Raw genomic sequence first — 19,498 nt, 5'->3', positions numbered from 1 at the left:
CGCAACCGCCCACCTGACGCCCCTGGCGCAAGGGCCGGGCGCAAAACAGCCCAACCTTGTATGTTCATAATCCGACATGACTCAACGATGGAAACCCAGTGTCACTGTGGCTGCTGTCATAGAGCAGCGTGGCCGATTTCTCTTGGTAGAAGAGCACACCCCAGAAGGCCTGCGCTTGAACAATCCGGCCGGCCACCTGGACCCGGCGGAATCGCCCGCTCAGGGTTGTTCCCGAGAGGTATTAGAGGAAACGGCCTACGCCTTCACACCCACCCACCTAGTGGGCCTGTACCTGTCGCGCTTTCAGCGCCAGCGCGCAGATGTGCTGGAAGACGTGACCTACCTGCGTTTTGCCTACGCGGGCACCCTGGGTGCCTTTGACGCAGGCCGCACGCTGGACACCGGCATTGAACGCACAGTGTGGCTGACCGCCGATGAGCTGCGCGCCAGCCAGGCCCGGCACCGCAGCCCACTGGTACTGCAGTGCATGGAGGACTACCTGCGCGGCCAGCACTACCCGCTGGAACTAGTCTATGCCGACACGTCGCTATGGAACCCGGCCACACCGCTATAAAAATAGGAGCTGCTTGCGCAATATCCGCAAGGGCCAGGGGCATTATTTATGCTTAAAACCAGGCCACCGCTGCACCAGTAAAATCGACGCATGAGCAAGCAACGCATCGTGGTGGGCCTGAGCGGCGGCGTGGATTCCGCCGTCACCGCCCACCTGCTGAAACAACAAGGCCACGAGGTGGTCGGCATCTTCATGAAGAACTGGGAAGATGACGACGACAGCGAGTACTGCTCCTCCAACATCGACTTTGTCGACGCCGCCGCCGTGGCTGACGTGCTGGGCATCGAGATCGAGCACGTCAATTTTGCCGCCGACTACCGCGACCGGGTGTTTGCCGAATTTCTGCGCGAGTACCAGGCAGGCCGCACACCCAACCCCGACATCCTCTGCAACGCCGAGATCAAGTTCAAGGCCTTTCTGGACCACGCCATGCGCCTGGGGGCCGAGATGATTGCCACGGGCCATTACGCGCGGGTGCGCCTGAACGACGTGACCGGCAAGCACGAGTTGCTCAAGGGCCTGGACCCGGCCAAGGACCAAAGTTACTTCTTGCACCGCCTGAACCAGGCCCAATTGTCCAAGACGCTGTTCCCCGTGGGCGAGCTGCACAAGACCGAGGTGCGCCGGATTGCGGATGAGATTGGGCTGCCCAATGCCAAAAAGAAGGACTCCACAGGGATCTGCTTCATTGGCGAGCGTCCGTTCCGCGAGTTCCTGAATCGTTACATTTCCAAAGAACCCGGTCCCATCAAGAACGCCAAGGGCCACGCCATTGGCGAACATGTGGGCCTGTCGTTTTACACCCTGGGGCAACGCCAGGGCTTGGGTATTGGCGGGTTGAAAACCAAAGGAGCCCAGCGCGGCGGCGGTGATCACGCCCCCTGGTTTGTGGCACGCAAGGATATGGAGAACAACACCTTGTGGGTCGTGCAGGGGCATGAACACCCCTGGCTCCTGTCCAGCCAATTGCAAGCCCAGGATGCAAGTTGGACTGCAGGCCACCCCCCATCCTCCGGGCTGCTGGCAGCCAAGACCCGCTACCGCCAGGCAGACGCCCCCTGCGTACTGGCACCCGAAGCTGGCGCGTCCTTCGTGCTGAACTTTGGCACACCACAGTGGGCCGTGACCCCAGGACAGTCCGCAGTTCTGTATGAAGGCGACATCTGCCTCGGCGGCGGTGTCATTGCAGTGGCACAGGCCGCCGTTTGAGCGTGCACGTTGACGAGAAAATGCCCTGTTTCATGACTTTTTTGGCATCGCCAGAACCGAAGCAGGTGCTAACATCTTCAGACAAGCGAATGGCAAACAGTTCGCCAGGGACCACTTGAAAGCCCACGGCCATGTTCCACGTACTACGCAACAGCGACGGATCCATTGCCTCATTAGCCCGAAGCGAGCGACCCGGCGGCGAAATTCTGGCAGACGACCACCCCGATATTCAGCGCTTTCTGGGCAGCAAGGGCGGAGTGTCTGGTTTCAATGAAGCGGACGCCGAATTTGTGCGCGTGCTGGAAGACCTGATCGACACGCTCATCATGAAGAACGTCATTCGCCATACCGATTTGCCGGATGCTGCCCAACGCAAGCTCATGCTGCGCAAGGGGCTGCGTAACCGCATGCAAGGCGCTCTGAACCTGCTGGGTGGCGACGAGCGGATTCTCTGAGCCCATGGTGACCCAAGCAATACCAACACCTCCGCCTACCAAACCTGCCGCTTGGAGGCTGGGAGAGCACGGCATTCACTTCGATCCCTTGTTGGACAGCGTGGTGGCCATTGCCCGGCTCTTCGGGATTTCTACGAGCCAAGAGGCACTGTCGGCCGGCCTGCCCCTTGAGGGCAACCTGGTGACGCCGGCATTACTGCCCCGTGCCGCTGCACGGGCAGGTCTCACGGCACGCTTGGCGCGCCGTGAACTCACCGACCTGCGCCCGGGTCTGTTGCCGGCCATCCTGTTACTGAAAGACAAACAAGCCTGTCTGCTACTGGAGTGGATGGAAGACGGTCAGGCCCGCGTCCGCTTCCCAGAAAGCGGCGAATCCAGTGACGTTCTGCCCAAGGCAGAACTGGAGGCCCTGTATGCAGGCGTGGTGTTTTTTGTTCGTCCCGTTTTCAAGTTCGAGCCGCGCAACCCACAAACCGGCCAGATCAAATCGGGGCATTGGTTTTGGGGGGTGGTATTTCAGAACTGGCGACTCTACCGAGACAGTCTGTTGGCGGCCTTGCTGATCAATGTATTCGCGCTTGCCATGCCCATGTTCTCCATGACGGTGTATGACCGCGTGGTACCCAACCGGGCCGAGGAAACCCTGTGGGTCCTCGCCATTGGTGTATTGCTGATGATGGGTTTTGACATGGCGCTGCGCATTTTGCGCGCCTACATTCTGGACACCGCTGGCAAACGCATTGATGTCACCCTCTCGTCCCGCATCATGGAACGGGTGTTAGGCCTGCGCATGGCAGACCGTCCAGCATCGGTAGGCTCCTTTGCCGCCAATCTGCGGGCGTTTGAGGCGGTGCGCGACTTTGTGGCTTCCGCATCCATCACCACCTTGGTAGACCTGCCTTTTGTGTTGGTTTTTTTATTGGTGATTGCCTGGATTTCCCCATGGCTGCTCATTCCACCTTTGGTGTGTATTGCGCTGCTGCTTCTGGCCTCTCTGGTGGTCCAACAAAAAATGCAAGAGCTGGTGGAAGTAACCCAGCGCGCAACAGCACAGCGCAATGCATCGCTGGTCGAAAGCCTGGTTGGGATTGAGACCATCAAATTCATGGTGGCCGAGAGCGCATTTCAGCGCAAGTGGGAGCAGTCCACCGTGTTTCTGGCGCAGCACGGTGCCAAACTCAAGCTCTTGTCCAGTAGCACGCTCAATTTTGCGCAAATGATGCAGCAGCTGGTCTCAGTCACGACTGTCATCGTGGGCGTTTACCTGTTGATGGCCAATCAAATCAGTATGGGGGCCATCATCGCGGCATCGATGCTCGCGGGGCGCGCCATGGCGCCATTTGGTCAGGTGGCAGGCCTGCTCATGCAGTACCACAGCGCCAAGAGTGGTTTGGCTTCAGTGGACACCCACATGCAAACGCAACCCGAACGGGCTGACGATGCAGCATTCCTGCATCGCACGGGCTTCCAGGGCACGATCGAATTCAAGAATGTGAGCTTCACCTACCCGGGCCAACAGCAGGCGGTGCTGAGCCGGGTGTCATTCAAAATTCATGCAGGTGAGAAAGTAGCGTTCATCGGGCGCGTAGGCTCAGGAAAATCCACCATACAGCGCCTCATTTTGGGTCTGCACCAGCCCACCGAAGGTGCTATCTTGATCGATGGCATTGATTCCCGACAAATTGACCCAGCCGAGCTTCGTAGGGCTGCGGGATTCGTCTCGCAAGATGTAAGTCTGTTTTATGGCACGCTGAAAGAGAATATTTCTCTGGGGGCGCCGTTTGCCGACGACCAAGACGTGATCGCTGCGGCTGAGATTGCCGGAGTCACCGAGTTTGCCAATCGCCACCCCCGTGGCTTTGACATGCCCATTGGCGAGCGCGGCGAGTCCCTTTCGGGCGGCCAACGACAGGCGGTAGGCATCGCACGTGCCGTGCTCAATGACTCCCCCATTTTGCTGCTGGACGAGCCAAGCAGTGCGATGGACCACCAGAGTGAAGATCTACTGAAGGCGCGCTTGCGGCGCTTCACCATGGGCAAGACCGTGGTGCTGGTCACCCATCGCACATCCCTACTTGAACTGATTGACCGGTTAATCGTGATCGACAATGGGCAAATCATGGCGGACGGCCCCAAAGCACAAGTTGTCGAAGCTTTGCAAAGTGGCCGCATCGGGAGGGCAGCCTGATGACGGATGACGCCCCCATCGTCAAACCACGCTGGAAGATGGCATGGGATCGCTTTTATGCCTGGAGTTCATCCTGGATAGACCGCGGCATGCTGGCCATCGTAGGCAAACACAGCGAGCAGGATGGCGACTTCGATGCGAACGCGGATTGGGCGATCGCAGAACAAACTCCAAAAGGCGCGCGTATTGTCATCTGGCTGAGCGTGGCCTCCCTAGCGGTGCTACTACTGTGGTCTGCCTTTGCGGTGCTAGACGAAGTGACGCGAGGTGAGGGCAAGGTCATTCCCTCCCGTCAGATTCAAATCTTACAAAGCCTGGATGGAGGCATCGTCTCAGAAATTCTGGCGCGCGAGGGGCAGACCGTAAAAGCAGGCGATTTGTTGCTGAAAGTGGATCCTACGCGCATGGTGTCTTCCCTGCGGGAAAACCAGTCGCAATATCTAGCACTGCTGGCCAAAGGAGCTCGATTGCGCGCTTTGGCAGAGGGCTCACGTTTCGTCCCGCCGGAAGAAGTTGCACAACAAGCCCCTGAAATTGTGGAGGCCGAACGTGCACTGTACGAATCGCGCCGCGCGGAACTGGATGCCACGATTGGTGTCGCGCGACAGCAATCTACCCAGCGCTCCCAAGAGCTGGTGTCGATCCGAGCACGTCGCGAACAAGCCGCACAAAGCTACACTTTGACCGCAAGGGAGTTGGAGATGACCCGCCCCTTGGTCCGCACGGGCGCGGTTTCGGATGTGGAACTATTGCGACTGGAACGCGACGTTGCCCGTTATCGCGGAGAACGCGATAGCGCCAACTCAGATATTCCGCGTCTAGAGTCTGCTGTGTCAGAGGCCAATCGAAAAATCCAGGAGATTGAGTTGACGTTTCGTAACGTAGCCCGCTCCGAGCTGAGTGAAGTCAATGCCAAACTCAGCACGCTTTCAGAAGGAAGCGCAGCGCTGGAAGACAGAGTGAAACAGACAGAAATCCGCTCACCTGTGAATGGCACAGTGAAACAGCTCAAGGTCAACACGGTGGGCGGCGTAGTCCAGCCTGGCAAAGACGTCATTGAGTTGGTTCCATCGGACGACGCCTTGCTCTTGGAAGCCAAGGTTTTGCCACGTGACATTGCCTTCTTACGACCCGGACAAAAAGCGCTGGTGAAGTTCACTGCCTATGACTTTGCGGTGTACGGTGGTCTTGAAGCCACACTGGAACAAATCGGAGCAGACAGCGTAGTGGACGAAAAAGGCAATGCCTATTTCGTGGTCCGGGTTCGCACACTGTCTAACACGATCGGTCAACAAAAGCTACCCATCATTCCCGGCATGGTCGCTGAAGTGGATATCTTGACGGGCAAGAAGACGGTTTTGTCCTATTTGCTCAAACCCATCTTGCGAGCCAAGGCAAAGGCATTGACCGAACGATGAACGGAGCTACCAAAGGGCTATACCTGAGCCGGGATATCGGACTACTGTCGCATTGGAAAACGGCACTGCAAGACACCAAAGGTAAAGCGCTCAACGGATTGAATGACATCCCCCCCCATTCCATCTCTGCCCCCTCCCTGCTATGGGTCGACTTGGCCACACCACAACTGCCGACCTGGAGCCATCCTGATTGGGCCGCGCTGCTGCGGCACCCGCAATTGCGGGTGATTGCCGCGAACTCCTACCCCAAGGATGCAGAAGCGGTTACTGCGCTAGACGCCGGTTGTGCTGCGTATTGCCATGCCTATGCGGACGCTAACACCCTGCGCCAAGTCGAACAAGTCGTGCGGGCGGGCCACGTCTGGATCGGTGCGACGCTCATGCAGAAGTTGATTCAAACAGCCAACCATGTAACCACACACACGGCCGAGGCTGACGCATGGGCAGCCAACCTGACTACGCGCGAAAAACAAGTCGCATTGTTGGCTGCAAAGGGCGCATCCAACCAGGATATCGCCAAGCGCTGTGATATCTCCGAAAGAACGGTCAAAGCCCACTTAAGTGCTGTTTTTGAAAAATTGGGCATCGCAGACCGCCTTCAATTGGCGCTTAAAGTACACGGAATACAGTAAAAGTTCACACAACCTGTACTTGAGGACAATAGGCAAGAGCCCGTGCGTACTCTAGAGTCAGCTGATCTAAATTAGCTGAATTCCGGAGTTTGTATGGCTGCCAACCAAGTTACCGCCCAAGCACGTGGTGTTGTCGTGATCCTCCAAGGCAAAGCCTGGATCGTCAATGTGGATGGCAGCCGGCGAGACTTGAAAGTTGGCGATGAGGTTCAGGAAGGCCAGGTAATCGCCACGGAAGACGGCTCCGTTCTGGAACTGGCTTTGCCCAACGGCCAACCTTTGAACATTGCGTCTGGCCGCGAATTGCTGCTCGATGCCAACTTACTAGGGACAGCAACGACAGACCCCACTGAGGCAGCACTGAAAGACCTCAACAGTGGCGCAGAAGCCGTTGCCCGCGCATTGGCCACTGGCACTGGTGACTTGTCTGCCGAGCTGGAAGCCACGGCGGCGGGACTGGGCGGCGGAGAAGGTGGCGACTCTCACAGTTTTGTCCGTTTGGTTCGTATTAGCGAAGAGTTGGCACCATTGGACATTCAGCGTTCGGCCCAAGAAATAACTGAAGAGCCAATTTTCCAAAGTGGAACAGACAGCAATAGCAGCATTGCACAGGCCATCTCAGACCCAACGGTTATCGGCGTGTCTAGCCCGCGCGAAATAGAAGGCACATCGCTGTCCTATTCCGTCAGTTTGTCCGGAACAACGACACAAACGGTGACATACAGCTTCTCCCTCTCCGGTGGCGCACCCGCTTCGCAAGCGGCCACTGCGAGCGACTATGGCACTCCAGTTTTTAACAATGGCGTGACCTTCAATGCACTATCGGGGACAATAACTGTCCCCGCGGGCGTAAATGGATTCAACATCACAATCCCGACCGTCAACGATGTATCGTATGAAAATGAGGAATACCTTCTTGTTAACGTAGGTGGCGCAATCGGCACAGGCACTATTGTTGACAACGACACAGCGCCGGTCTTCAACGTGGGTTCGGACTTCATCGTCGATGAGGCCGCTGGCACCATCACTTTCACGGTCACCAAGACCGGCTCCACCAATCTGGCTTCCTCCGTGGCCTTCACTACCGTGGACGGCTCCGCCGCCGCCGGCAGCGACTACACCGCGACCGCAGGCACTCTGAACTTCGCCGCCAACGAGACCTCCAAGACCATCACCGTGCCCATCACCAATGACACGGTCTTCGAAGGTGCCGAGTCTTTCAGCCTGCAAATCAGCACGCCCACCAACGCCACCATCGGTGATAACTCTCAAGTCGCCACCATCGTCGACGATGGCCGTACCCTGCCCGGCGGCGGTACCTCCAACGATGACCGTCCTTCTGTCTCCATCGGCTCCAATGTGGTCATCGATGAGGCCGCCGGCACCGTCACTTTCACGGTCACCAAGACCGGCTCGACCAACCTGCCTGTCACCGTCGATTTCGCAACCGCCAATGGCTCTGCCACTGCCGGCTCCGACTACACCGCAACCAACGGCTCTCTGAGCTTTGCGGCCAATGAGACGACCAAGACCATTACGGTCAATATCACCAACGATACGACCTACGAGATCAGCGAAGACTTCACCGTCTCCCTCTCCAATGTCTCCGGCGCTACCTTGGGCACTTCCAGTGCTACCGGCACCATCGTCGACGATGGCCGCACCCTGCCCGGTGGCGGCACTGCCAACGATGACCGCCCCGGCTTCTCCATCAACGATGTCACCATCAATGAGGCTGCCGGCACCGTGACCTTCACCGTCACCCGCGCAGGCGATCTCTCCCAGGCCGCCTCCGTCCAGTACGCCAGCGCCAATGACTCCGCCACCTCCGGCGCAGGCAACGACTACACCGCCGTCGCTGGCACTCTGAACTTCGCCGCCAACGTCGCCACCCAGACCATCACCGTCTCCATCAACAACGACACGGTTTTTGAAGGCGCCGAGTCTTTCAACATCAACCTCTCCAACGCCGTCGGCGCTGTCATCACCGACAGCCAAGGTGTGGGCACCATCGTCGATGACGGGCGCACCCTGCCCGGCGGTGGTACCGCCAACGACGACCGCCCGGTCTTCAACGTGGGTTCGGACTTCATCGTCGATGAGGCCGCTGGCACCATCACTTTCACGGTCACCAAGACCGGCTCCACCAATCTGGCCTCCTCCGTGGCCTTCACTACCGTGGACGGCTCCGCCGCCGCCGGCAGCGACTACACCGCGACCGCTGGCACTCTGAACTTCGCCGCCAACGAGACCTCCAAGACCATCACCGTGCCCATCACCAATGACACGGTCTTCGAAGGTGCCGAGTCTTTCAGCCTGCAAATCAGCACGCCCACCAACGCCACCATCGGTGATAACTCTCAAGTCGCCACCATCGTCGACGATGGCCGTACCCTGCCCGGCGGCGGTACCTCCAACGATGACCGTCCTTCTGTCTCCATCGGCTCCAATGTGGTCATCGATGAGGCCGCCGGCACCGTCACTTTCACGGTCACCAAGACCGGCTCGACCAACCTGCCTGTCACCGTCGATTTCGCAACCTCCAATGGCTCCGCCACCGCGGGCTCTGACTACACCGCAACCAACGGCTCTCTGAGCTTTGCGGCCAATGAGACGACCAAGACCATTACGGTCAATATCACCAACGATACGACCTACGAGATCAGCGAAGACTTCACCGTCTCCCTCTCCAATGTCTCCGGCGCTACCTTGGGCACTTCCAGTGCTACCGGCACCATCGTCGACGATGGCCGCACCCTGCCCGGTGGCGGCACTGCCAACGATGACCGCCCCGGCTTCTCCATCAACGATGTCACCATCAATGAGGCTGCCGGCACCGTGACCTTCACCGTCACCCGCGCAGGCGATCTCTCCCAGGCCGCCTCCGTCCAGTACGCCAGCGCCAATGACTCCGCCACCTCCGGCGCAGGCAACGACTACACCGCCGTCGCTGGCACTCTGAACTTCGCCGCCAACGTCGCCACCCAGACCATCACCGTCTCCATCAACAACGACACGGTTTTTGAAGGCGCCGAGTCTTTCAACATCAACCTCTCCAACGCCGTCGGCGCTGTCATCACCGACAGCCAAGGTGTGGGCACCATCGTCGATGATGACAATCCTCCCGTCAACACGGCTCCAGGTGCTCAGTCCACCACCGAAGACACCGCTCGCGTATTCAGTACTGCCAATGGCAACGCCCTGTCGGTGACTGATGTGGACGGCGGCACTCTGACCACCACTGTGGCGGTGACCAATGGCACCTTGACCGCTGTGGCTTTCGCCGGCGCCACCATCACCAACAACGGCTCCGGTTCGGTCACCATCTCCGGCTCCGCTGCGGCCATCACCGGCGCATTGAACGGCCTGAGCTTTGTGCCCACCGCCGACTACAACGGCGCCGCTACCCTCACGCTGACCACCAGCGATGGCTCTGCCAGCGATGTCGATACCGTGGCCATTTCCGTCACTGCCGTGGCCGATATCGCCGACAACACCGCCACCACCTCCGAGGACAACGCCGTCACGATCAATGTGCTGGGCAATGACTCTTTCGAGAACGCCGGGCGCACTATCACCGCCGTCAACGGCTCGGCCATCACCGAGGGCGGCGCCTCCGTGGCCGTGTCCAACGGCTCTGTGGCTTTGGTCGGCGGCCAGCTGGTCTTCACTCCAGCCACCAACTTCAACGGCTCGGTGCCCACTTTCACCTACACCGTCACCTCCGGCGGCGTCACCGAAACCGCCAACGTCAATGTCACCGTCACCGCCGTGAACGACCCTCCCGTCAACACGGCTCCAGGTGCTCAGTCCACCACCGAAGACACCGCTCGCGTATTCAGTACTGCCAATGGCAACGCCCTGTCGGTGACTGATGTGGACGGCGGCACTCTGACCACCACTGTGGCGGTGACCAATGGCACCTTGACCGCTGTGGCTTTCGCCGGCGCCACCATCACCAACAACGGCTCCGGTTCGGTCACCATCTCCGGCTCCGCTGCGGCCATCACCGGCGCATTGAACGGCCTGAGCTTTGTGCCCACCGCCGACTACAACGGCGCCGCTACCCTCACGCTGACCACCAGCGATGGCTCTGCCAGCGATGTCGATACCGTGGCCATTTCCGTCACTGCCGTGGCCGATATCGCCGACAACACCGCCACCACCTCCGAGGACAACGCCGTCACGATCAATGTGCTGGGCAATGACTCTTTCGAGAACGCCGGGCGCACTATCACCGCCGTCAACGGCTCGGCCATCACCGAGGGCGGCGCCTCCGTGGCCGTGTCCAACGGCTCTGTGGCTTTGGTCGGCGGCCAGCTGGTCTTCACTCCAGCCACCAACTTCAACGGCTCGGTGCCCACTTTCACCTACACCGTCACCTCCGGCGGCGTCACCGAAACCGCCAACGTCAATGTCACCGTCACCGCCGTGAACGACCCTCCCGTCAACACGGCTCCAGGTGCTCAGTCCACCACCGAAGACACCGCTCGCGTATTCAGTACTGCCAATGGCAACGCCCTGTCGGTGACTGATGTGGACGGCGGCACTCTGACCACCACTGTGGCGGTGACCAATGGCACCTTGACCGCTGTGGCTTTCGCCGGCGCCACCATCACCAACAACGGCTCCGGTTCGGTCACCATCTCCGGCTCCGCTGCGGCCATCACCGGCGCATTGAACGGCCTGAGCTTTGTGCCCACCGCCGACTACAACGGCGCCGCTACCCTCACGCTGACCACCAGCGATGGCTCTGCCAGCGATGTCGATACCGTGGCCATTTCCGTCACTGCCGTGGCCGATATCGCCGACAACACCGCCACCACCTCCGAGGACAACGCCGTCACGATCAATGTGCTGGGCAATGACTCTTTCGAGAACGCCGGGCGCACTATCACCGCCGTCAACGGCTCGGCCATCACCGAGGGCGGCGCCTCCGTGGCCGTGTCCAACGGCTCTGTGGCTTTGGTCGGCGGCCAGCTGGTCTTCACTCCAGCCACCAACTTCAACGGCTCGGTGCCCACTTTCACCTACACCGTCACCTCCGGCGGCGTCACCGAAACCGCCAACGTCAATGTCACCGTCACCGCCGTGAACGACCCTCCCGTCAACACGGCTCCAGGTGCTCAGTCCACCACCGAAGACACCGCTCGCGTATTCAGTACTGCCAATGGCAACGCCCTGTCGGTGACTGATGTGGACGGCGGCACTCTGACCACCACTGTGGCGGTGACCAATGGCACCTTGACCGCTGTGGCTTTCGCCGGCGCCACCATCACCAACAACGGCTCCGGTTCGGTCACCATCTCCGGCTCCGCTGCGGCCATCACCGGCGCATTGAACGGCCTGAGCTTTGTGCCCACCGCCGACTACAACGGCGCCGCTACCCTCACGCTGACCACCAGCGATGGCTCTGCCAGCGATGTCGATACCGTGGCCATTTCCGTCACTGCCGTGGCCGATATCGCCGACAACACCGCCACCACCTCCGAGGACAACGCCGTCACGATCAATGTGCTGGGCAATGACTCTTTCGAGAACGCCGGGCGCACTATCACCGCCGTCAACGGCTCGGCCATCACCGAGGGCGGCGCCTCCGTGGCCGTGTCCAACGGCTCTGTGGCTTTGGTCGGCGGCCAGCTGGTCTTCACTCCAGCCACCAACTTCAACGGCTCGGTGCCCACTTTCACCTACACCGTCACCTCCGGCGGCGTCACCGAAACCGCCAACGTCAATGTCACCGTCACCGCCGTGAACGACCCTCCCGTCAACACGGCTCCAGGTGCTCAGTCCACCACCGAAGACACCGCTCGCGTATTCAGTACTGCCAATGGCAACGCCCTGTCGGTGACTGATGTGGACGGCGGCACTCTGACCACCACTGTGGCGGTGACCAATGGCACCTTGACCGCTGTGGCTTTCGCCGGCGCCACCATCACCAACAACGGCTCCGGTTCGGTCACCATCTCCGGCTCCGCTGCGGCCATCACCGGCGCATTGAACGGCCTGAGCTTTGTGCCCACCGCCGACTACAACGGCGCCGCTACCCTCACGCTGACCACCAGCGATGGCTCTGCCAGCGATGTCGATACCGTGGCCATTTCCGTCACTGCCGTGGCCGATATCGCCGACAACACCGCCACCACCTCCGAGGACAACGCCGTCACGATCAATGTGCTGGGCAATGACTCTTTCGAGAACGCCGGGCGCACTATCACCGCCGTCAACGGCTCGGCCATCACCGAGGGCGGCGCCTCCGTGGCCGTGTCCAACGGCTCTGTGGCTTTGGTCGGCGGCCAGCTGGTCTTCACTCCAGCCACCAACTTCAACGGCTCGGTGCCCACTTTCACCTACACCGTCACCTCCGGCGGCGTCACCGAAACCGCCAACGTCAATGTCACCGTCACCGCCGTGAACGACCCTCCCGTCAACACGGCTCCAGGTGCTCAGTCCACCACCGAAGACACCGCTCGCGTATTCAGTACTGCCAATGGCAACGCCCTGTCGGTGACTGATGTGGACGGCGGCACTCTGACCACCACTGTGGCGGTGACCAATGGCACCTTGACCGCTGTGGCTTTCGCCGGCGCCACCATCACCAACAACGGCTCCGGTTCGGTCACCATCTCCGGCTCCGCTGCGGCCATCACCGGCGCATTGAACGGCCTGAGCTTTGTGCCCACCGCCGACTACAACGGCGCCGCTACCCTCACGCTGACCACCAGCGATGGCTCTGCCAGCGATGTCGATACCGTGGCCATTTCCGTCACTGCCGTGGCCGATATCGCCGACAACACCGCCACCACCTCCGAGGACAACGCCGTCACGATCAATGTGCTGGGCAATGACTCTTTCGAGAACGCCGGGCGCACTATCACCGCCGTCAACGGCTCGGCCATCACCGAGGGCGGCGCCTCCGTGGCCGTGTCCAACGGCTCTGTGGCTTTGGTCGGCGGCCAGCTGGTCTTCACTCCAGCCACCAACTTCAACGGCTCGGTGCCCACTTTCACCTACACCGTCACCTCCGGCGGCGTCACCGAAACCGCCAACGTCAATGTCACCGTCACCGCCGTGAACGACCCTCCCGTCAACACGGCTCCAGGTGCTCAGTCCACCACCGAAGACACCGCTCGCGTATTCAGTACTGCCAATGGCAACGCCCTGTCGGTGACTGATGTGGACGGCGGCACTCTGACCACCACTGTGGCGGTGACCAATGGCACCTTGACCGCTGTGGCTTTCGCCGGCGCCACCATCACCAACAACGGCTCCGGTTCGGTCACCATCTCCGGCTCCGCTGCGGCCATCACCGGCGCATTGAACGGCCTGAGCTTTGTGCCCACCGCCGACTACAACGGCGCCGCTACCCTCACGCTGACCACCAGCGATGGCTCTGCCAGCGATGTCGATACCGTGGCCATTTCCGTCACTGCCGTGGCCGATATCGCCGACAACACCGCCACCACCTCCGAGGACAACGCCGTCACGATCAATGTGCTGGGCAATGACTCTTTCGAGAACGCCGGGCGCACTATCACCGCCGTCAACGGCTCGGCCATCACCGAGGGCGGCGCCTCCGTGGCCGTGTCCAACGGCTCTGTGGCTTTGGTCGGCGGCCAGCTGGTCTTCACTCCAGCCACCAACTTCAACGGCTCGGTGCCCACTTTCACCTACACCGTCACCTCCGGCGGCGTCACCGAAACCGCCAACGTCAATGTCACCGTCACCGCCGTGAACGACCCTCCCGTCAACACGGCTCCAGGTGCTCAGTCCACCACCGAAGACACCGCTCGCGTATTCAGTACTGCCAATGGCAACGCCCTGTCGGTGACTGATGTGGACGGCGGCACTCTGACCACCACTGTGGCGGTGACCAATGGCACCTTGACCGCTGTGGCTTTCGCCGGCGCCACCATCACCAACAACGGCTCCGGTTCGGTCACCATCTCCGGCTCCGCTGCGGCCATCACCGGCGCATTGAACGGCCTGAGCTTTGTGCCCACCGCCGACTACAACGGCGCCGCTACCCTCACGCTGACCACCAGCGATGGCTCTGCCAGCGATGTCGATACCGTGGCCATTTCCGTCACTGCCGTGGCCGATATCGCCGACAACACCGCCACCACCTCCGAGGACAACGCCGTCACGATCAATGTGCTGGGCAATGACTCTTTCGAGAACGCCGGGCGCACTATCACCGCCGTCAACGGCTCGGCCATCACCGAGGGCGGCGCCTCCGTGGCCGTGTCCAACGGCTCTGTGGCTTTGGTCGGCGGCCAGCTGGTCTTCACTCCAGCCACCAACTTCAACGGCTCGGTGCCCACTTTCACCTACACCGTCACCTCCGGCGGCGTCACCGAAACCGCCAACGTCAATGTCACCGTCACCGCCGTGAACGACCCTCCCGTCAACACGGCTCCAGGTGCTCAGTCCACCACCGAAGACACCGCTCGCGTATTCAGTACTGCCAATGGCAACGCCCTGTCGGTGACTGATGTGGACGGCGGCACTCTGACCACCACTGTGGCGGTGACCAATGGCACCTTGACCGCTGTGGCTTTCGCCGGCGCCACCATCACCAACAACGGCTCCGGTTCGGTCACCATCTCCGGCTCCGCTGCGGCCATCACCGGCGCATTGAACGGCCTGAGCTTTGTGCCCACCGCCGACTACAACGGCGCCGCTACCCTCACGCTGACCACCAGCGATGGCTCTGCCAGCGATGTCGATACCGTGGCCATTTCCGTCACTGCCGTGGCCGATATCGCCGACAACACCGCCACCACCTCCGAGGACAACGCCGTCACGATCAATGTGCTGGGCAATGACTCTTTCGAGAACGCCGGGCGCACTATCACCGCCGTCAACGGCTCGGCCATCACCGAGGGCGGCGCCTCCGTGGCCGTGTCCAACGGCTCTGTGGCTTTGGTCGGCGGCCAGCTGGTCTTCACTCCAGCCACCAACTTCAACGGCTCGGTGCCCACTTTCACCTACACCGTCACCTCCGGCGGCGTCACCGAAACCGCCAACGTCAATGTCACCGTCACCGCCGTGAACGACCCTCCCGTCAACACGGCTCCAGGTGCTCAGTCCACCACCGAAGACACCGCTCGCGTATTCAGTACTGCCAATGGCAACGCCCTGTCGGTGACTGATGTGGACGGCGGCACTCTGACCACCACTGTGGCGGTGACCAATGGCACCTTGACCGCTGTGGCTTTCGCCGGCGCCACCATCACCAACAACGGCTCCGGTTCGGTCACCATCTCCGGCTCCGCTGCGGCCATCACCGGCGCATTGAACGGCCTGAGCTTTGTGCCCACCGCCGACTACAACGGCGCCGCTACCCTCACGCTGACCACCAGCGATGGCTCTGCCAGCGATGTCGATACCGTGGCCATTTCCGTCACTGCCGTGGCCGATATCGCCGACAACACCGCCACCACCTCCGAGGACAACGCCGTCACGATCAATGTGCTGGGCAATGACTCTTTCGAGAACGCCGGGCGCACTATCACCGCCGTCAACGGCTCGGCCATCACCGAGGGCGGCGCCTCCGTGGCCGTGTCCAACGGCTCTGTGGCTTTGGTCGGCGGCCAGCTGGTCTTCACTCCAGCCACCAACTTCAACGGCTCGGTGCCCACTTTCACCTACACCGTCACCTCCGGCGGCGTCACCGAAACCGCCAACGTCAATGTCACCGTCACCGCCGTGAACGACCCTCCCGTCAACACGGCTCCAGGTGCTCAGTCCTCCACCGAGGACACCGCTCGCCTATTCAGTACTGCCAATGGCAACGCCGCTGTCGGTGACTGATGTGGACGGCGGCACTCTGACCACCACTGTGGCGGTGACCAATGGCACCTTGACCGCTGTGGCTTTCGCCGGCGCCACCATCACCAACAACGGCTCCGGTTCGGTCACCATCTCCGGCTCCGCTGCGGCCATCACCGGCGCATTGAACGGCCTGAGCTTTGTGCCCACCGCCGACTACAACGGCGCCGCTACCCTCACGCTGACCACCAGCGATGGCTCTGCCAGCGATGTCGATACCGTGGCCATTTCCGTCACTGCCGTGGCCGATATCGCCGACAACACCGCCACCACCTCCGAGGACAACGCCGTCACGATCAATGTGCTGGGCAATGACTCTTTCGAGAACGCCGGGCGCACTATCACCGCCGTCAACGGCTCGGCCATCACCGAGGGCGGCGCCTCCGTGGCCGTGTCCAACGGCTCTGTGGCTTTGGTCGGCGGCCAGCTGGTCTTCACTCCAGCCACCAACTTCAACGGCTCGGTGCCCACTTTCACCTACACCGTCACCTCCGGCGGCGTCACCGAAACCGCCAACGTCAATGTCACCGTCACCGCCGTGAACGACCCTCCCGTCAACACGGCTCCAGGTGCTCAGTCCACCACCGAAGACACCGCTCGCGTATTCAGTACTGCCAATGGCAACGCCCTGTCGGTGACTGATGTGGACGGCGGCACTCTGACCACCACTGTGGCGGTGACCAATGGCACCTTGACCGCTGTGGCTTTCGCCGGCGCCACCATCACCAACAACGGCTCCGGTTCGGTCACCATCTCCGGCTCCGCTGCGGCCATCACCGGCGCATTGAACGGCCTGAGCTTTGTGCCCACCGCCGACTACAACGGCGCCGCTACCCTCACGCTGACCACCAGCGATGGCTCTGCCAGCGATGTCGACACCGTGGCCATTTCCGTCACTGCCGTGGCCGATATCGCCGACAACACCGCCACCACCTCCGAGGACAACGCCGTCACGATCAATGTGCTGGGCAATGACTCTTTCGAGAACGCCGGGCGCACTATCACCGCCGTCAACGGCTCGGCCATCACCGAGGGCGGCGCCTCCGTGGCCGTGTCCAACGGCTCTGTGGCTTTGGTCGGCGGCCAGCTGGTCTTCACTCCAGCCACCAACTTCAACGGCTCGGTGCCCACTTTCACCTACACCGTCACCTCCGGCGGCGTCACCGAAACCGCCAACGTCAATGTCACCGTCACCGCCGTGAACGACCACTCCCGTCAACACGGCTCCAGGTGCTCAGTCCACCACCGAAGACACCGCTCGCGTATTCAGTACTGCCAATGGCAACGCCCTGTCGGTGACTGATGTGGACGGCGGCACTCTGACCACCACTGTGGCGGTGACCAATGGCACCTTGACCGCTGTGGCTTTCGCCGGCGCCACCATCACCAACAACGGCTCCGGTTCGGTCACCATCTCCGGCTCCGCTGCGGCCATCACCGGCGCATTGAACGGCCTGAGCTTTGTGCCCACCGCCGACTACAACGGCGCCGCTACCCTCACGCTGACCACCAGCGATGGCTCTGCCAGCGATGTCGATACCGTGGCCATTTCCGTCACTGCCGTGGCCGATATCGCCGACAACACCGCCACCACCTCCGAGGACAACGCCGTCACGATCAATGTGCTGGGCAATGACTCTTTCGAGAACGCCGGGCGCACTATCACCGCCGTCAACGGCTCGGCCATCACCGAGGGCGGCGCACTCCGTGGCCGTGTCCAACGGCTCTGTGGCTTTGGTCGGCGGCCAGCTGGTCTTCACTCCAGCCACCAACTTCAACGGCTCGGTGCCCACTTTCACCTACACCGTCACCTCCGGCGGCGTCACCGAAACCGCCAACGTCAATGTCACCGTCACCGCCGTGAACGACCACTCCCGTCAACACGGCTCCAGGTGCTCAGTCCACCACCGAAGACACCGCTCGCGTATTCAGTACTGCCAATGGCAACGCCCTGTCGGTGACTGATGTGGACGGCGGCACTCCTGACCACCACTGTGGCGGTGACCAATGGCACCTTGACCGCTGTGGCTTTCGCCGGCGCCACCATCACCACCAACGGCTCCGGTTCGGTCACCATCTCCGGCTCCGCTGCGGCCATCACCGGCGCATTGAACGGCCTGAGCTTTGTGCCCACCGCCGACTACAACGGCGCCGCTACCCTCACGCTGACCACCAGCGATGGCTCTGCCAGCGATGTCGATACCGTGGCCATTTCCGTCACTGCCGTGGCCGATATCGCCGACAACACCGCCACCACCTCCGAGGACAACGCCGTCACGATCATTATGCTGGGCAGTGACTCTTTCGAGAACGCCGGGGCGCCACCTATCACCCTGCCGTCAACGGCTCGGCCATCACGCGAGGGCGGCGCCTCCGTGGCCGTGTCCAACGGCTCTGTGGCTTTGGTCGGCGGCCAGCTGGTCTTCACTCCAGCCACCAACTTCAACGGCTCGGTGCCCACTTTCACCTACACCGTCACCTCCGGCGGCGTCACCGAAACCGCCAACGTCAATGTCACCGTCACCGCCGTGAACGACCCTCCCGTCAACACGGCTCCAGGTGCTCAGTCCACCACCGAAGACACCGCTCGCGTATTCAGTACTGCCAATGGCAACGCCCTGTCGGTGACTGATGTGGACGGCGGCACTCTGACCACCACTGTGGCGGTGACCAATGGCACCTTGACCGCTGTGGCTTTCGCCGGCGCCACCATCACCAACAACGGCTCCGGTTCGGTCACCATCTCCGGCTCCGCTGCGGCCATCACCGGCGCATTGAACGGCCTGAGCTTTGTGCCCACCGCCGACTACAACGGCGCCGCTACCCTCACGCTGACCACCAGCGATGGCTCTGCCAGCGATGTCGATACCGTGGCCATTTCCGTCACTGCCGTGGCCGATATCGCCGACAACACCGCCACCACCTCCGAGGACAACGCCGTCACGATCAATGTGCTGGGCAATGACTCTTTCGAGAACGCCGGGCGCACTATCACCGCCGTCAACGGCTCGGCCATCACCGAGGGCGGCGCCTCCGTGGCCGTGTCCAACGGCTCTGTGGCTTTGGTCGGCGGCCAGCTGGTCTTCACTCCAGCCACCAACTTCAACGGCTCGGTGCCCACTTTCACCTACACCGTCACCTCCGGCGGCATCACAAAAACCGCCAACGTCAATGTCACCGTCACCGCC

At 61.4% G+C, this 19,498-nt stretch carries 10 protein-coding genes; all 10 read left to right on the top strand.

What is annotated here, in order from left to right; all coding sequences use genetic code 11:
- Nucleotides 1-76 precede the first annotated feature (76 nt).
- Nucleotides 77-574 carry an NUDIX hydrolase gene (locus U5O12_RS17800; RefSeq protein WP_322579941.1) on the top strand — a complete coding sequence of 166 codons (498 nt, stop codon included), beginning with the start codon at nt 77-79 and terminating at the stop codon, nt 572-574.
- Nucleotides 575-664: 90 nt separating this feature from the next.
- Entirely contained in the window at nt 665-1,783 is a 1,119-nt protein-coding gene (gene mnmA / locus U5O12_RS17795) for a tRNA 2-thiouridine(34) synthase MnmA (RefSeq protein WP_322579940.1), read from the top strand.
- Between the two features lie 131 nt (nt 1,784-1,914).
- Nucleotides 1,915-2,238, top strand: coding sequence for a hypothetical protein (locus tag U5O12_RS17790; protein WP_322579939.1), 324 nt, complete (start codon nt 1,915-1,917; stop codon nt 2,236-2,238).
- A 4-nt stretch (nt 2,239-2,242) separates the two neighbouring features.
- The gene (locus tag U5O12_RS17785; RefSeq protein WP_322579938.1) at nt 2,243-4,426 is read left to right on the top strand and encodes a type I secretion system permease/ATPase; all 2,184 of its coding nucleotides are present in this window, start codon (nt 2,243-2,245) and stop codon (nt 4,424-4,426) included.
- Complete coding sequence (locus tag U5O12_RS17780; protein WP_322579937.1) at nt 4,426-5,844, top strand: HlyD family type I secretion periplasmic adaptor subunit; 1,419 nt, start codon at nt 4,426-4,428, stop codon at nt 5,842-5,844. Before U5O12_RS17785 ends, U5O12_RS17780 begins: the two co-directional genes overlap by 1 nt.
- The gene (locus tag U5O12_RS17775; protein ID WP_322579936.1) at nt 5,841-6,476 is read left to right on the top strand and encodes a response regulator transcription factor; all 636 of its coding nucleotides are present in this window, start codon (nt 5,841-5,843) and stop codon (nt 6,474-6,476) included. Before U5O12_RS17780 ends, U5O12_RS17775 begins: the two co-directional genes overlap by 4 nt.
- A 93-nt stretch (nt 6,477-6,569) precedes the next feature.
- Entirely contained in the window at nt 6,570-16,292 is a 9,723-nt protein-coding gene (locus U5O12_RS17770; protein ID WP_322579935.1) for a tandem-95 repeat protein, read from the top strand.
- Complete coding sequence (locus U5O12_RS17765) at nt 16,267-17,613, top strand: tandem-95 repeat protein (RefSeq protein WP_322579934.1); 1,347 nt, start codon at nt 16,267-16,269, stop codon at nt 17,611-17,613. Before U5O12_RS17770 ends, U5O12_RS17765 begins: the two co-directional genes overlap by 26 nt.
- Nucleotides 17,614-17,825: 212 nt before the next feature.
- Entirely contained in the window at nt 17,826-18,275 is a 450-nt protein-coding gene (locus U5O12_RS17760; RefSeq protein ID WP_416221523.1) for an Ig-like domain-containing protein, read from the top strand.
- 29 nt (nt 18,276-18,304) lie between these two features.
- A partial coding sequence (locus U5O12_RS17755; RefSeq protein ID WP_322579932.1) for a tandem-95 repeat protein occupies nt 18,305-19,498 on the top strand: 1,194 nt, incomplete at its 3' end.

This window comes from Rhodoferax sp. (assembly GCF_034519335.1).
Taxonomy (GTDB): Bacteria; Pseudomonadota; Gammaproteobacteria; order Burkholderiales; family Burkholderiaceae_C; genus Allorhodoferax.
This window is presented reverse-complemented; position numbering and strand designations above follow the sequence as displayed.

Coding starts and splice junctions, on each gene's coding strand:
- U5O12_RS17800 (WP_322579941.1), top strand. CDS start 77: ATGACTCAACGATGGAAACCCAGTGTCACTGTGGCTGCTGTCATAGAG.
- mnmA (WP_322579940.1), top strand. CDS start 665: ATGAGCAAGCAACGCATCGTGGTGGGCCTGAGCGGCGGCGTGGATTCC.
- U5O12_RS17790 (WP_322579939.1), top strand. CDS start 1,915: ATGTTCCACGTACTACGCAACAGCGACGGATCCATTGCCTCATTAGCC.
- U5O12_RS17785 (WP_322579938.1), top strand. CDS start 2,243: ATGGTGACCCAAGCAATACCAACACCTCCGCCTACCAAACCTGCCGCT.
- U5O12_RS17780 (WP_322579937.1), top strand. CDS start 4,426: ATGACGGATGACGCCCCCATCGTCAAACCACGCTGGAAGATGGCATGG.
- U5O12_RS17775 (WP_322579936.1), top strand. CDS start 5,841: ATGAACGGAGCTACCAAAGGGCTATACCTGAGCCGGGATATCGGACTA.
- U5O12_RS17770 (WP_322579935.1), top strand. CDS start 6,570: ATGGCTGCCAACCAAGTTACCGCCCAAGCACGTGGTGTTGTCGTGATC.
- U5O12_RS17765 (WP_322579934.1), top strand. CDS start 16,267: ATGGCAACGCCGCTGTCGGTGACTGATGTGGACGGCGGCACTCTGACC.
- U5O12_RS17760 (WP_416221523.1), top strand. CDS start 17,826: ATGGCTCTGCCAGCGATGTCGATACCGTGGCCATTTCCGTCACTGCCG.